The sequence below is a fragment of the Paenibacillus sp. cl130 genome, from assembly GCF_900116035.1.
Lineage (GTDB): Bacteria > Bacillota > Bacilli > Paenibacillales > Paenibacillaceae > Paenibacillus > Paenibacillus polymyxa_B.
In genome coordinates, this window is record NZ_FOYG01000007.1 from 27303 (window position 1) to 43276 (window position 15974).

A 15974-nucleotide genomic window follows, 5' to 3' on the forward strand; every position below is an offset into this window, starting at 1 on the left:
CTTTTTCGCTCCTTTATCATATCTATTGCAAGCGTATCGTTTTAATTTCATAAGGTGTAAAAGACAATGTGAGACAGCTACCTTCCAGCTCAAGCGGCTGAAGGGGTTCCTCCAGCGCATTCGACACGTAGGCTGCGTTGAACGTGTAAGGCCAGAGCAACTTGATCGTTTCCCGTCCCCCAGAAGATTCGTACAAACGAAGAATCGTCCCCAGTCCATCTTCGGCCGGCTTGATCGTATCCAGCATAACGTGACGGCTATCAAAGTTAATGAACGATCCGCTGCTCGGCAGCACTCCGGTGCTGCGCTTTTGCTGTTGCACAACAGGCATATCTTGGTTCAGCTCAGCCGCATGACGCAAGGTATGGGCGCTGCGCCAGTCTCCCACATGCGGATATAGCGAATACGTAAAATCGTGCTCGCCCAGATCGGCATCTTTATCCGGCCATTTGGGTGCACGCAGCAGAGACAGACGGATGGTGCTGTCTTGAATGTCGTAGCCATATTTGCAATCATTGAGCAGACTCACGCCATACCCGTGCTCGGAAACATCCGCAAATCGGTGTCCACACACTTCATACTGCGCCTGCTCCCAGCTCGTATTCCGATGGGTCGGCCGCTCCAAAGCACCAAAAGGAATTTCATATGTCGCCTTGTCCGTAACCACATCTATAGGAAAGCCTACCTTTAGCAACTTGTGCGCTTCATTCCAGCTCACATGCGTCTTGAAATCAATTCGCCGCTCATGATGATAAAAGATCACATCCTGTGTCATTTCAGATTGATGGATTCGCCATCGGAAGCGCAGCACATCCTTCGTTTTCCCCTGGAGCACTACTTGTTTTTCCAGCAACTCGGCTTCTCCTGCTACCTGTTCCTCATAGCGGTCATCCAAGTCCCATGCATCCCACAAGGTCGGGCGGTCATGGAAAAAATGAAAACGGTTTGCCCGTTCCCCTTGCTTCAAGATTTCACGGTTTGCCGCTTTATCCAGCAGACGAATCATTTCGCCCCGCTCATTAAATTGCACCTTATAAAATCCCGTCTCCCAGATATCCCCCAGCGATCCAGATATCACAGCTAGCTCGGGCTTCTCACCTGTTTGAGCCTGTTCTCGCTCCAACCAAATCGTTTTGTAGCCCAGTGCAGGAACATCCGGAATACGCACCGAAATGCCGCCTTCCTCCACATCGATGTCCAGCCGCTCGGCTTCATCATTAGCGTAGTGGTAGGCATACAATCCCTTTGCCGATTCCGTAGCGATATGGATCATGGCACTACGGCTCCAGCCCAGGCTGTTAAACACAAGATACGGCATTCCTGTTCTCGAGCCTTCCGTGTTCACTTGAGCCGCCAGCGTCGTAATCCCCTGTTGAAGCCCGACATGTCCCCATTCGAAAATTTGCTGATACTCCTTATCCGAAGTCCCGTAAACCTCGGTAATCGCAGAGCCGGGGATAATATCGTGGAACTGATTCAACAAAATCAGCTTCCAGCCCTCATGCAATGCCGAACAGATGTCCTGCACCTGCTTCGGCTCCAGCTTTGGTAATGCTAGCGTGCTCCATAGCTCTGCCTCGCGGTAGACTCCCTCCGCTTTCCGGTTATTACGTTTGTTGCGAGCATGGGTCGTGTAGGTTCCCCGGTGCAACTCAAGGTACAAGTCACCATGCCATTGGGGAAGCTTCGGATGTGCCTGATCTATGCCTGCGAAAAACTGCCCCGCCGTGCTGAACCGACTCGCAGGCAGTCCCACCATTAGCGGAGAACGCTCTATATATTCCAGCATTTCACGCGTAACTCCACCGCCGCCGTCTCCATGTCCATAGAGCAACATGTGCTCAGGATGAGCCGATTTTTCACGATAGGACTGCCAATGGTCATGAATGTCCTGTGGCCGTGTATTTTCATTCACGCCATGATTGAGGTAGGACAACATCGAAGTACCATCGATGCCCACCCAGTGGAACAAATCGTAAGGAAACACATTCGTATCATTCCAGCCGAGCTTGGTTGTCATAAAATAGTCTATCTTCCCATGCTTTAAAATCTGCGGCAGGGACGCACAGTAGCCGAACGTATCCGGTAGCCATTCGATATGAGAGGTTTTGCCGAATTCCTGTTGGTAAAAACGCTGACCATACAGCATTTGGCGGATGAGTGATTCGCCACTAGGCAGGTTCAAATCAGGCTCTACCCACATCCCCCCAACCAGCTCCCACCGTCCTTCGGCGACTCTCGCTTTGACCCGTTCATACAGCTCTGGATCATTTTCTTTTACAAAAGAGAACAGCAGCGGCTGGCTCTGTGCATATTGATATGCCGGGTATTCATCCATCAGCGCATCCACCGTTGAGAAGGTTCGGCTTGTTTTCCGTACGGTCTCGCGCATCGGCCACAGCCAGGCAATGTCAATGTGCGACTGTCCTACCATGTGCTCCAAACCTTGCGCATTCCCACCGATCTCCTGAACTTGCTGAATGAGCTCCTTTTCTGTCGCTGAGATCGCTCCCCCTTCTCGAATGGCGTCTTCCTCCAAATTCGCAAAGCAATCCATCACCCCATACAGAGCTTTCAGCAGGCGTATTCTGCGGATATCGCCCTCAGGCAGCAGTAGAGCGGCTTCGCTAATAACGGTAACGGTATACATCAGACTCTGCACGGGCTTGTTTAGCCGTACAAGATAGCTTGTAATAGAAGAAATCGGAGGTTGAATGACAGCCTGCCGATTAAGTGGATCAACGGGTTCGGGTACAGGATCAAACAGTTCTATATCCAATACCGGTGAAGGCCCGATGACCTGCGGATTAAGCGTGACATAGGTATGATTGCGATCAAGCCCGTGATAGGCAGCACCATTGACCCGCAGCAATCCTTCTCCCCCGGACTCAAACACCAATCCAAAAGGTTTTCTCAACCACGCTGTCGGTACATCCAACTGCGTTTGAAAAAAATAAGTCGTCCCCTGACTGCTGGGGAATCGCTTGAGGTCCAGTCCTTCCGATAAAGGTGCGGCGTCTTCGTATTGACCTGGTGTTTGGTAAGTGGAGCGTGTAATGTTCCAGCTTCGCAAATCCAGCTTCTCCAGCCATTGGCATTCCGACAATTCCCGAATCAGGCGTTTGATACGCTCCATTATTCATCCTCCCGTACGATCAACTCGGCACACAGGGTATCTTTGGAGTGCCTGCCTACTTGAATAGAAAATCGCCCTGCCTCAACGACCGGCTGTAGATCACGCCCTATATATTGCAGCTTGTCGGAGCCTACAACAAACTCAACCGTCCGTGTTTCTCCCGGCTTTAATACAACTTTGCAGAAGCCCTTGAGCTCCCTGATTGGGCGGGTCACCAAACTCACCGTGTCCGAGATATAAAGCTGTACCACCTCAGCCCCTTCCCGTTCTCCCGTGTTGGTTACATCGACTGTAACCGTAACGGATTCGTCCGCTCGGATCGAGTCGGTGCTTAATGTAAGCCTTTCATAGCTAAATGTCGTGTAGCTGAGACCGTAGCCAAACGGATAGCACGGCTCGGAATCGTCCTCCAGATACCGCTTGCCCCGGGAACGCTTGCCATTGTAATATACCGGCAACTGGCCGACATGCTTAGGGATGGAGAGGGTCAAACGTCCCGAAGGATTTACATCCCCAAATAAAATATCCGCGATTGCATGTCCCCCCTCCTGACCGGGATACCATGCTTCCACAATGGCGTGCGCATGCTGCTCCACCCACGGCTCAGCAATCGGTCGCCCGTTCATATAAATGACGACCAGTTCCTTTCCCAGCCTGTAGACTTCCTGCATGAGTTGGAGCTGTACCCCCGCAAGCCCCAACGTCATCCGGTCGATGCCTTCGCCGCATTCCATGTCGTTCCAATCGTGATCCGATACCTTCGACGCGCCGGTTTTAAGATCAATCGTCCCTTCCCCGAAATCGCGGGCGCTGGACCCTCCAACCACCATCACCACTGTATCGGCCTCAGCCGCACATGCCAGTGCATTTTCAAAGCCTTCCCGGGATTCTCCCTTGATCCGGCAGCCAGGTGCGTACAGAACGCTAACCTGATCCTTGCCCAGCTTGCCACGGATACCATCAAGTACAGTTATCACGCGGGATCTCGGCTGCGGTGATGTATAATCTCCCAACTGATTGTAGACCTGATCCGCATTCGGGCCGATGACCGCAATACGCTTGGAGGTTTTCGGCAGGGGGAGCGTTCCATCGACGTTTTTGAGCAGCACAATCCCTTCTGTCGCAAGCTGACGAGCCAACCGAATATGCTCCGCCTGACCAATCACCTGCTCTGCTCGTTCCGCATCCACATACGGTTTGTCAAACAGACCCAGCCTGAATTTTAGCGTGAGCACCCTGCGAACCGCCCGATCCAGCACACTCGTCTCCAGCTTGCCAACGCGAACCGCCTCGGCCAGATGACTTCCGAACATTTCGCCGGACATTTCCATATCAATCCCTGTGCGAATCGCCTGCACAGCGGCATCCGATCCATCCTCGGCCACATCGTGCCCGCTCGCCAACATTTCAATCGCGCCACAGTCCGTAATGATCACACCATCAAATCCCCACGCCTGACGAAGAATATCGTCCAATAGCTCAGCATTCACTGTACACGGGACCCCGTCGATTTCGTTATAGGCTGGCATAACAGATTGCGCCCCTGCTTCCACTGCTTTTTGAAATGGATACAGATCCACCTCTAAAAGCTCGCGCCAGCCCATATGCACAGGTCCGGCGTTACGTCCGCCTTCCGAGCTGCCATAGCCTGCAAAATGCTTTAATGTAGCAGCTACGCTATGTTCGCTGAGTAAGCTTTCCCCCTGAAGCCCCTCCACTGCGGCAACAGCAAATTCACCGATGAGATAAGGATCTTCGCCGAAGCATTCCTCTGTGCGTCCCCAGCGCGGATCACGCACAACATCAAGCACGGGCGAGTACGTGACCGCCCCGCCCTGAGCGCGGGTTTCACTCGCAACCGCACGGCACATATCGCGGTACAGATCGACATTCCATGTGCTGCCGATGGACAGCGGAACCGGAAACACAGTGCCGTCAATCGCCATATGCCCATGAGAGCATTCCTCACCGATCAGTATCGGGATGCCCAGCCGGGAATGCTCTACTGCATAGCGCTGGATCAAGTTCACAGCCTTCGCCCCTTGCTTGGCAGATAAGCCATTCTCCAAGGTCACCCCGGTCCACGGATCAGCGCGAAGTACCCCGTATAAGGAACCGACTCCCCCATTTTGCACCTGCTGCTTGAAATCATGATGTAGGGACAATCCCCCATCTGTGTGCTCATACACTTGCCAGCCAAAGGGCTGCACAAGCTGTCCCACCTTTTCCTCTATTGTCATCAAACCGATTAAGTGCTCCACCCGTTCTTCGATCGGTTTGCTTTTATCTTTATAAATCAACATGGTCATGCCCTCTCCTCCCCTGTTATTCCTTCACAGCCCCAACCGTAAGCCCCTGCACAAAATAACGCTGGAAAAATGGATAAGCGAATATAATAGGTAGCGTCGCCAGTACTACCATCGCCATTCGTGAAGTATCCTGCGGAATGGATTGAAGCGCAGCCAGGCTCATAGAGCTATTCTGCGAATTTTGCTGGATGAACTGAATGCTGGATTCAATCCGCATCAGCATGGACTGAAGTGGCACCAGATTGGGATTGTCAATATACAACAGGGCATTAAACCAGTCGTTCCAGTAACCAAGCGTGCTGAATAAACCAATGGTCGCAAGTCCAGGCAGAGAGAGCGGAAGCACCATTTTTAAAAAGGTGTAAAACTCGCCTGCCCCATCTATTTTGGCTGATTCGACGATGGCATCTGGCACGCTGGTGCTATAGAATGTGCGCAGGATCATAATATAAAAGGCATTCATAGCCAGCGGTAAAATCAAAGCCCAAATCGTATCCTTAAGCCCGAGCAATTGGGAAACGACCATATAGGTCGGGATCATTCCGCCATTAAAGAGCATGGTTAAAATTGCAAAAACCGAAAAAAATCTTCTATAACGGAAGCTCTTTCGTGAAATAGCATACGCATATAATGAAATAAGAATGAGACTGATCACCGTACCGATGACCGTTACAGCAATCGTCACCCCATAGGAGCGCAGTAGCGTATCACTGGTACGAAATATGAAACGATAAGCCTCCAGACTCCATTGGGACGGGAGTAACCGATATCCGTCCCGCGCCAGCGTTTTCTCATCGGTTAGGGAAATAATGACGACGAATAAAAAGGGAAATACACACAAGAACGCGAACACCCCTGCTACCACATTCAGAACAACATTCCAGCCCCGTGAAATATGATGGAAATCTCGTTTTTTTCTTTCTTTTCCAGAAGCCACAGTCCACACCCCTCTCCTCTTTTTTAGAACAAAGCGCTGTCTTTATCTATTTTTCGCACAACATGATTGGATAGGATGACGAGAACGAAGCCAACCACCGACTGATACAAACCTGCGGCTGTACTCATCCCAATTTCCCCTGTCGTTTTCAACCCGCGATATACATAGGTGTCGATGACGTTCGTTACCGAATACAAGGTGCCCGAATCTCTTGGAACCTGATAGAACAAACCAAAATCCGCATAAAAAATCCGACCAACCGCAAGCAGCGTCATTATGATAATGATCGGCGAGAGCAAAGGGAGCGTCACATTACGAATTTGCTGCCACTTGCTGGCTCCATCTATCATGGCTGCTTCATACAAGGCTTTGTCGATCCCCAAAATCGAAGCCAGATAAACGACACTGTTATATCCGATCGCCTTCCATAGACTGACTAGAATCAAGATATACGGCCAATAAGCAGCCTCCGAATACCACTGAACCGGCTCGATGTCAAACCCTGCGAGAATTTGATTCAGCATCCCCCGATCCATGCTCAGAAAGCTGAAGGCAAAGTAGCCCACAATGACCCATGACAGGAAATACGGGAGAAACATGCCTGTCTGGTACAGCTTCGCCAATCGTTTATTAATCAGTTCGGAGAGCAGAATAGCCATAGCTACCGAAAACACAAGTCCGAGAATAATAAAGACCAGGTTATACAAAAGGGTATTTCGCGTGATGACATAGGCATCGTTGTTATTGAACAGAAACTTGAAGTTATCCCAACCCACCCACTTGCTCGTATAAATACTGGCCCAGAATCCTTCCCTGTTAAAACGATATTGCTTGAAAGCAGCCACTGTCCCGACCAGCGGCAGATATGAAAAGAAGAAGAACCAGATAGCGCCGGGCAGCACCATGAACAGCATAACTTTGTTTCTAATCACATTTTTGAAAAATGCGGCCATAGGTATCCCCTCCCAATCTGTTATGAGAAAAGCAGCTAAAAAAGCTATTGGAAAAAGATCGGGCGTAACTTACACCCGCCCGATCTCTCCTATATTTCACGACCTAAAATATTATTTGCTGTTTTTTTCCTTCCAGGCATCAAGCTGGGATTGCGCTTCCACCATCACCTTATCCAGACCAGCCTGCTTGAATTTCTCAATCACTTTCGGGAGATTCGTTTCCGGGTCCAGCGTACCTGTCATCAGCGAAGCCCAAAATTGCTCTTTGACGTTCTGAACGGCTGCCATCTCCGCAGATACTTTACTGCTGTCAAAGTTGAAGCTTAGGATTGGAGAGTTTTTTCCTTCCGAATTGAACTTCTTGAATTGCTCCCATTTATCAGCCGGATCATTCGGATTCAGATACAACAGCATATTGTTGCCGAGTGAATACGAAGGCATATCATAGTTTTTGGAATTAGCCAGATTTTCGATATACTGGCCATCTGTTTTTTTGTAATGCACTCCTTCAATACCGGAGTCAACCATATTGCGTAATACCGGATCTGTATTCAGCAGGTTCAGGAACTGCATCGCCTTTTCAGGGTTTGCCGAGTTTGCCGAGATCGCCATAATGGAGCCCTGTACAGACGTATTGGTCACAATTGGATCGCTGGCAGGTGTCGATATAACCGGATAACCGTAGCTTGCAGACCACAGGTTATCGGCCAGCGGTTGAGTTTGCGCACGATCCAGAAACCAGTTCCCGGACGTAGTTAAATCATTGGTCGAGCCTGTGGTTGCAGCTTCCGGTGATACGTATCCGGCCTTGTAATACTTATGCATCGTCTTCAGCGCCTGCTTCATTTCAGGCGTTTCCAAGATGTTTACGATCTTATAATCCGTGGTATCCAGTTTGACAGCCATCGGCAGGTTTTGAATGATATAGTCATATGGAACATAAGGAACATAGTTTTTGTCCATGCCGAATGCAGTTACGCCAGGCTCGTTTTCTTTAATCGTTTTGAGCAGAGGCTCCAGGCTATCCAATGAGCGGACATTTGAAAGGTCCAGCTTGTATTGCGTCAGCAATTTGTTATTGAACCGCCATACCTCTTGCTGCGGAAGCTCCTTATTGGCAGGAATGCCATAATGATGTCCATCCACCTTAGAGCCTTCCAGAAACGCAGGGTCAATCGTCTTTTTAAGATCCTGGCCGTACTTGTCAAGCAAGTCGTCCAGTTCCATGAAAGCGCCCTTTCTGGCATTTTGCACATAATCAAAGCCACCGGAAGCCGTGAATACAATATCCATGGGCTCTCCCGAAGCCACGTTCACCTGCATTTTTTGCGGGTAGTCGCCCCAATCGACCATTTTCATTCTAATCGTGGCGTTTATTTTCTTTTGGGTATACTTGCTAACCTCATCCATCACCCGATCTACATCTTTTTGAGGCGTACCAATGGTGTACCAGATCAGTTCTACCGGTTTTTCCGCTCCTCCATTCGTCGTTTCCCCGCCACCGCTGCTTCCTCCACAAGCACTGAGAACGAGCGTCAGCACCGTACACATCACGAGAACAAGCGAGTATCCTCTTTTGTTTTTACCCATGTATGATCCTCCCTTATGAATTGGAATTTGACCCTATCTTGTTCATTGGAAGTCGCTTATGGGATTTTTGCAAAATCCTCATTTATGAAGCAACTACATTAACCTTAACTAATGTAAGCACTTTCATAAAGAAGATAAACTTAATAAACCAAGGTACAAATTAAAGAAATCCATGTACACCTGGTATTTATCCCAATCCTTTATAGTCTGTCGGGGAAATGCCCACATATTTTCTGAACTGCTTATAAAAATATCCCGTCTCCCAATACCCCACGTTCCGCGCAATTTCGTGTACCTTGAGATTGGTGTTTTTAAGCTGTTCCTTGGCTTTTTTAATCCGGTACTGATTGATATATTCAGCAAAGGTTTCGCCCGTTTCCTTATGAAACAACTGACCGAGATAAACGGGATGAAGGTGGTACTGGTATCCTAATATTTTTAATGATAGCTCCTTGGCATAATGAACATGGATATAGGACAGCACCTGACTTACGATAGGGTTTTTCATATCTTGTAGCAGTGAATTCACCGTCTCTGTCGCCACATGCTGAAGCGCACTCACCAGCTCTGCCAATGTCGTACAGCATTTTATCTGGTGAAGCCCCTGCTGAAACCGTTCCGACTCATTGGAATGCTTGATGTTCTCCAGCTCCATCTTGAACCGGATCACCAACTCCAGCGCCATATTCCGCAGTTCATCCGGGGTAACACTTTCGAGATGCTGAAGCTGCTCAAAATCACTCTGAATTCGTGCGGTAAGCGCATCTAGGTCTCTTGCTATAATCAGCTTCACATAATCCTTCCAGTCGATGGAACAAGTCTCACCAGCGTTGCCCTCGCTCTCCTCCAGCATTGTATAGTCAATGATCCGGCGGTCATTATATATCATAAAATATTCCAAAGATTTTTTAGCTTCATTATAGCTGCGTGGAGCTGCAGCAAGCGAACCGGCGCTGCCTATCCCGATATACACCGTTTCTTCCCCGTCCGTCGACCACTGAACAGAAAAATCCTCCAACAGCGTTAACAAGTCCTGTCTGCCCTCTTCATAATTCGGTAGTGCGGCAATGATTACACTAACCGCATCAACATCGCGAAACAATGTTAAATCGGGCTGGTGTTGAATGTACTGCCTTAACTGTTGATGCATTCCTGCCGAATTCCCTTCCGTCCGTAACACAGCTACCTCCATGAAGGGGATATTTAACGAAAAACCTATCAATTCAGCACGTTCCTGGAATTCTGTAGGCGCAATCTGTCCTGTCAGCCAACGGTACAACGTATTTTCCTTGAGAACTTGCACCCCAAACGTCTCATATTGTTGATCCAACCGGGACCTGTCCAACTTCTCCATTGTATTGCATAAAGTGGATTCCAGTTCCTCCACATTAATCGGCTTCAAAAGGTAATTTTCGATGCCCAGCTTCATGCCTTCCTTCAAGTAATCAAATTCATTAAATCCACTCAACACAATCGCCTTCAAGTCAGCATACAGCTTTCTCGCCTCATGAATCAGCCTGAGACCATCCATCGTCGGCATAGAAATGTCCGTAATCAGTACGTCCACGGGTCTGGAGGCCAGCGCTTCCAGCGCTAAAGATCCATTTTCCGCATGTCCGACAATTTCTAGCCCAAAAGAGGTCCAATCCACAATATCGTATAATCCCTCAATGATAAAAGGCTCATCGTCTACAATAAATACTTTATACATATATGGCATCCATCCCTTCCCTGTTAGGGCATCGTACCCGAATCGTCGTTCCCTCGCCGCTGCGGCTCTCCAGTTCAATCCCGGAATCGGCTCCGTGTAAAAACCGAAGTCGGGTGTGCACACTGCGTAGTCCAAACATTTGTCCGTCTTCTTCCTGGCGTTCCAGTTCCTCCAGAATCTGTTTCAAACGCTCCCCTTCAATGCCCTTCCCATTGTCACGGATCTCAACCAGCAGAACCTCCCCCGTTTCACTCACTTCAATGGTCAGCACATTATCATTCCGGTCGCTTTGGATACCATGAACAATATAATTCTCAATAATGGGTTGAAGCATCAGCTTCATGACAGAACGAGTATACAACTCGGGGTCGACCGTAATCGTGTAATTGAACCTTTCCTTGTAGCGTATTCTGAACAACTCAAGATATAATCTGCAAGCCTCCAATTCATCTTTAAGCGTGTATATTTTTTTCTGCTGAACCAGGCTTTTGAACAATACCGATAAGCTATAGATCATTTCTCCTACATCCTTGGCTCCCTGGGAAATCGCCCTCATACGTATCACTTCAAGCGTGTTATACAAAAAATGTGGATGAATACGTGCCTGCAAGGCAACAAGCTCCGTTTGCTTTTGCTTGATCTCTGCTTTATACACCCGTTCAATATATAGATTAAGATCGTCCAGCATATCGTTGAAGCTTCGAGAGATTTGTCCCAGCTCATCCTCTTGGGGGTCTTGGATACGAGCTGTAAGATCGCCATTTTTCACCTGACGAGTGAATTTAATAATCCGATTCGTTCGTTTAGCAAAGTTAATGACGAAAAAGGCAGGGAACAGCACAGCAAACAGAATACAAACGACACTGATTGTCAAAATCGTATTACGGATACCCCGATACGATTCCGCCATTTCCTCATTAGGGACAGCGCCAATCACGACATACCCTTCGTCCGGAGAAATCAGCTTGTTAATATACATATTTTGCTTCGCCTGAATGATCCCGGCATCGGAATCCACATCGTCATATAATGATCGGGTCACTTCCACATAAGGGTACGTTTTTCCGTAATAGTTATTCCTTGAATCGAACAGAACGGTTCCATGGGTGGACAGAACGATAATTTCTCCCTTCAGGTTGTTCCCGTAGCTGGCAAGTGCATTGGAGATACTTTTGGAATTTAGAAACACCAGAAGCTGACCGGTATTTTTGAGTGTTTGCTTATTGTTAATGGGGACTTGTAACGAATATAACGAGGGGCTCCACTGATCGATCGCCTTCCGAATCCAGTAATTCGGAGCAGAGACGCTTTTGCTTTCGGCAGCCATCACATCCGGTACAAAGGAACGCGCCGCATGCACCGGGAATTGCTTGAATTGCTTGCTCTCATTGAAGGTGGACAAATATTGCTGGTCGGCACTGTACAATATCAAATTGCTAATATCGCTATTTTCATCCAGCCAATTTTTAAAATAAGTGAGCACATCTGTTGAATAATCATGACTCTCCATGTACGTTTCGTCCATGCGGTGCTGTACATATTCGGAATACGCGTGGTCCATAAAAAAAGAAACGTTCATCGAGAGCGCCTCATTCCGGTACATATCCCGCACCATGTTCTGAACGGATTCATGCCGGAGATGGATATAGCGGTCAACACTCTCCATCGCTGCTTTCTGGGTATCCAGTTCCCGTCGAATCATGGATTGCGATATGGATATATACGTGACATATGCAATCGTAATAATTGACAAAATGGCAATACAGGAGAACAACAATAGTATCCTCAGGAACATGTTGTTTTTAAAATAAGCTGTGTATCTATTGCCCCTTTTCATCGTATAAGCCCTCCAGGATCGTTCATGCGTAAATAAAGTATACCATGTCCTTCGCTGGATATAAGTAAGCGCATTCATGAAAATGAGGATTTTCTTTAATTTAAACGCCATATCTTTAATTTAGCCTCTATGTAAAAACCGTTTTATTGATTATCTTTAGGGGGGATAAATACTCGTTAGGGGGATGAGCTATGAAACGTAACAAGGTTCACAAGTTCGCTTTAAAATGGACTGCGCTGGTTTTGACTTCTGTCCTGTTAAGTCAAACCCTCTCTCCATCCGTTTATGCAGGCGATACCCTCCCATATGAAGGAGAAAGCGCCAAAGGGCCGAATCAGCCTTATCAGCACGGATACGCCAGCTCACATATTTTGGACTGGACTCCTACCAAAGATGTCTATGGAGATATGCTTCGCGCTCGCGTCCCTCTGCAACAACGTAACAGCTCCTTCGCCGCTACACAGGCCCAACCTGCTTTAAGCCCTGACACGCAAATGTTTACACTTAGCGGCGATTATGGAAACGCTTTTTTTGATAGCTATTCCTATACCAATAAATTCAGTCAATACTTGTTTAACTATTGGCAGTATACCGACTATTACGGCTACTGGCATGGCATGCCTACCGCCCATGTACCCGAAGAGCTATACGATCCCCAAAAGGATTGGACGGAAAAATGGTTCGAGTTCGGCATTCTGAACATTCCAAATCCGGGTTATACGAATGCGGCGCACAAAAACGGCGTTCTCTCCATCGCCTGCATTTTTTTCTCGGATAATGACCGTGGACCGCAAACGTATAAGCAAATGCTCGTGCAGGATGCTCAGGGTGGATTTCCAGTAGCCAAAAAATTGATCGAAATGGCGAAATATTATGGCTATGACGGCTACTTCATCAACCAGGAGGAAGCTTCAAAAGGCGTAGCTACAGAGGACATCCCCCGTTACAAGCAGTTTATGAAATACTTGCGAGATCAGGGCATGTATGTGCAATGGTACGACTCCACCGTAAACGAAACCGGTAAAATTGCTTATCAAAATGAGTTTAATGCCGTGAACAGCCCGTTTGTCAAAGACAAGCAATACGGACAGGTGTCCGATTCTATTTTTCTCAATTATTGGTGGGACAAAGCGAAGCTGAAAAGCTCCGGCGACCATGCCAAGCAATTGGGTCTGGACCCTCTTAAAACCGTTTTTGCTGGGATTGAGGGCGGGAACGGTGACTTTGGCAGATGGAAGCAAAAATACGATCTACGTCTGAATATCGGTGAGAACGGGCAGCCAATGAACAGTATCGCGACGTTGGGAGCAGATTTCACACATAATGCGCTGGATGAAGAGTTTGGCGGACAGGACACCAATCGCAGAGCTGACAATGCCTATCAATGGATGACCTTTATCCGCGACCGTGTCTGGTGGTCAGGTCCGAATCAGAATCCCGTCCGTGCACAAAGAAACCCAAGTGTAGATTTGTCCGATGTAAAAGCTTCGGGCGCAAACTGGGACGGTATCGCGGCATATATCGCCGAACGTTCTGTCATCCGTGGCTCCCATTTTAATACCAGCTTCAATACCGGACATGGCTTGCAGTATGTCGTGAATGGAGTCATCTCCAATCCCAAGGAATGGTCCAACATCAATATTCAGGATATCCCGGTAACTTGGCAATGGTGGCTCGATACCAAAGGTAAACCGCTCTCGGTTGACTATGACTATGGTCCGAATTATACCAAAGGCACTCGGTTTACCTATCAGCCTGTGGGCGCTTATCAGGGTGGCAGCTCCCTCGTCGTTAACGGAGAGCTGAATTCAGATAACTTTTTACGCCTGTATAAAACGGATCTGTCGGTAAATAAGAATTCAAACTTGTCCATCACGTACAATAAGCCTTCCTCCGATGACAGCTCGGTGCTGAGTATCGGACTTATTTTCAAAAATAACCCCGGCCAAGTCGTAAAAGTCAGCATCCCTAACTCTGGTAAACAAACCACGGGCTGGGTAAGCCACAATCTGGACTTGAGTGCCTATAAAGGAGAAACAATTGTAGCTTTGGGTTTATCTTTTGATAACGCAAATAAAACAATCAAAAACTATCAGATGAATATCGGCCAAATCAAGATAACAGACCATTCTGTCCTGAAACCAGCCGCGCCGACGGGATTCAAAATGACTCATCCTATTATATTAAATCCCTAAACCATAAATCCGGTGAATTAATGCTTACTGCAGTTGGGGCTGATGGAACGGAAAGCGAACCGGCTCGATTAAGCTACGATCTGAATGCTGCCGTCAGTCATATTAAGGTGGAGACTCAAGAAAACGGTGAAGCTACAGTAACATGGAAAAATCCCTCTGAAGCGGACGGAACGGTTAAATTGAACTTGATCACCGACTATACGGACACCGTATTCCATAAAACCATTACGGCGGACAATGGCGCTGAAACGGCTACGTTTACCGATCTGCCCACAAACGGTGATAGCTACACACTACGTATCGCTATCGGCAATCATGAACCTGTAGCATACACCGGGCATCTCGCAGACACGACGATAGAGCCTTATGTAGAAGAGAATGTGACGGTCACTGGGTCAACGTATACGCTTGCTCTACCAACCTTGAAGGACTGGCATCGTTTATATGTATACGAAAACGATGTGCCCAAGCAATTTGGCGTAACTTATGTATCGAAAAAGTTTCCTTACATTGTCCGGGGAAGAACAAAATTAAGTGAACTGACTTTTACCCCTACTTCTCGTACCAGCTCGCTAAAGATCGTGCTTGAAGATTATGCCGGCAATCAGGCCACAACATATGTAAGATAGCTTTGTGCAAGAATCCCATGGTCCTGATTGTGTATCGCATATCCGCTACAAACAGTCCCAATGAAGAGTTCCTTCAATGGGACTGTTTGTAGACTTCTCACTATTGGCTATATATTGGGCAGAATCATGCAGGTATCAATACAATGCCCATTTTTCCGTACACAGCTCTATAAATGAATGGGCAACCTGTTCACATTCGTCATATCCCAGACTACCAGAATGAGCAAAAAGAACGGGATACTCATTGTTTCTTTTTTCCTCTCTCATATCAAACATATAGTGGTTTCCGCACCCATCCATCGCAAACGACACAGCACCCGGCATATATTCCGGCAACTCGTAGGCGAGGTTCATTTCTCTCAAATCTTCGGTATTGAAAAACTGAAAATAACGTTCTCCATTTTGAAACTCCCCACCATTAGAATATTTCAAAAACTCCATATAGCTGTCAGGAAATTGTCCTTGGGGCAGATGCCAGCCAACAGGATCTAAAGGTTTATATTGATCATAGAAAGGAGACGACTTTGGAAAAGGGTTCACTTGTCTTTGCTTGATTTCGTGAATCTCTTGCTCGGATAGCTTTATGTTCCATGTTTTCAAAAAATTCGCGATTTGTTCATCAGTTGCTTCCTGACTTATTACAAACGGTTGTTCAAATTGAATACTCCACATATGTG

10 protein-coding genes are annotated in these 15974 nt (G+C 47.6%); 2 read left to right on the top strand and 8 right to left on the bottom strand.

Annotated elements, in window-relative coordinates:
• Positions 1–22: 22 nt before the first annotated feature.
• The 7 genes from BM358_RS18670 to BM358_RS18700 form a co-directional block, all read right to left on the bottom strand.
• The gene (locus BM358_RS18670; protein ID WP_028542306.1) at positions 23–3136 is read right to left on the bottom strand and encodes an alpha-mannosidase; all 3114 of its coding nucleotides are present in this window, start codon (positions 3134–3136) and stop codon (positions 23–25) included.
• A complete protein-coding gene (locus BM358_RS18675; RefSeq protein WP_028542305.1) occupies positions 3136–5439 on the bottom strand; it encodes a glycoside hydrolase family 3 N-terminal domain-containing protein in 2304 nt (767 codons plus the stop codon). The genes BM358_RS18670 and BM358_RS18675 overlap by 1 nt, the downstream gene beginning before the upstream one ends.
• A gap of 22 nt (positions 5440–5461) precedes the next feature.
• Positions 5462–6382, bottom strand: a complete 921-nt coding sequence (locus BM358_RS18680) for a carbohydrate ABC transporter permease (RefSeq protein WP_028542304.1) — start codon at positions 6380–6382, stop codon at positions 5462–5464.
• A gap of 23 nt (positions 6383–6405) precedes the next feature.
• On the bottom strand, positions 6406–7335 hold the full coding sequence (locus BM358_RS18685) for an ABC transporter permease (RefSeq protein WP_028542303.1): 930 nt from the start codon (positions 7333–7335) through the stop codon (positions 6406–6408).
• Between the two features lie 111 nt (positions 7336–7446).
• Positions 7447–8925: an ABC transporter substrate-binding protein gene (locus BM358_RS18690; RefSeq protein WP_028542302.1), complete on the bottom strand. Its 1479-nt coding sequence runs from the start codon at positions 8923–8925 to the stop codon at positions 7447–7449.
• Between the two features lie 187 nt (positions 8926–9112).
• Positions 9113–10636 carry a response regulator transcription factor gene (locus BM358_RS18695; protein WP_028542301.1) on the bottom strand — a complete coding sequence of 508 codons (1524 nt, stop codon included), beginning with the start codon at positions 10634–10636 and terminating at the stop codon, positions 9113–9115.
• On the bottom strand, positions 10629–12473 hold the full coding sequence (locus tag BM358_RS18700; RefSeq protein ID WP_028542300.1) for a sensor histidine kinase: 1845 nt from the start codon (positions 12471–12473) through the stop codon (positions 10629–10631). The genes BM358_RS18695 and BM358_RS18700 overlap by 8 nt, the downstream gene beginning before the upstream one ends.
• Before the next feature lie 191 nt (positions 12474–12664).
• On the opposite strand from BM358_RS18700, the gene BM358_RS18705 reads away from it, so the two are divergent.
• A complete protein-coding gene (locus tag BM358_RS18705) occupies positions 12665–14668 on the top strand; it encodes an endo-beta-N-acetylglucosaminidase (protein WP_231517241.1) in 2004 nt (667 codons plus the stop codon).
• Positions 14669–14688: 20 nt separating this feature from the next.
• Positions 14689–15297 (top strand): hypothetical protein, encoded by a 609-nt coding sequence (locus BM358_RS26955; protein ID WP_231517240.1) that lies wholly within the window; start codon positions 14689–14691, stop codon positions 15295–15297.
• A gap of 135 nt (positions 15298–15432) precedes the next feature.
• Here BM358_RS26955 and BM358_RS18710 read toward each other — a convergent pair whose 3' ends face one another.
• Entirely contained in the window at positions 15433–15969 is a 537-nt protein-coding gene (locus BM358_RS18710) for an SMI1/KNR4 family protein (protein WP_023989666.1), read from the bottom strand.
• Between the last annotated feature and the right edge of the window lie 5 nt (positions 15970–15974).

Excerpts from the sequence above, each read along its gene's own strand:
- BM358_RS18710 (WP_023989666.1), bottom strand. The coding sequence starts at position 15,969 with ATGTGGAGTATTCAATTTGAACAACCGTTTGTAATAAGTCAGGAAGCA.
- BM358_RS18705 (WP_231517241.1), top strand. The coding sequence starts at position 12,665 with ATGAAACGTAACAAGGTTCACAAGTTCGCTTTAAAATGGACTGCGCTG.
- BM358_RS18670 (WP_028542306.1), bottom strand. The coding sequence starts at position 3,136 with ATGGAGCGTATCAAACGCCTGATTCGGGAATTGTCGGAATGCCAATGG.
- BM358_RS18695 (WP_028542301.1), bottom strand. The coding sequence starts at position 10,636 with ATGTATAAAGTATTTATTGTAGACGATGAGCCTTTTATCATTGAGGGA.
- BM358_RS18690 (WP_028542302.1), bottom strand. The coding sequence starts at position 8,925 with ATGGGTAAAAACAAAAGAGGATACTCGCTTGTTCTCGTGATGTGTACG.
- BM358_RS18675 (WP_028542305.1), bottom strand. The coding sequence starts at position 5,439 with ATGTTGATTTATAAAGATAAAAGCAAACCGATCGAAGAACGGGTGGAG.
- BM358_RS26955 (WP_231517240.1), top strand. The coding sequence starts at position 14,689 with ATGCTTACTGCAGTTGGGGCTGATGGAACGGAAAGCGAACCGGCTCGA.
- BM358_RS18685 (WP_028542303.1), bottom strand. The coding sequence starts at position 7,335 with ATGGCCGCATTTTTCAAAAATGTGATTAGAAACAAAGTTATGCTGTTC.
- BM358_RS18700 (WP_028542300.1), bottom strand. The coding sequence starts at position 12,473 with ATGAAAAGGGGCAATAGATACACAGCTTATTTTAAAAACAACATGTTC.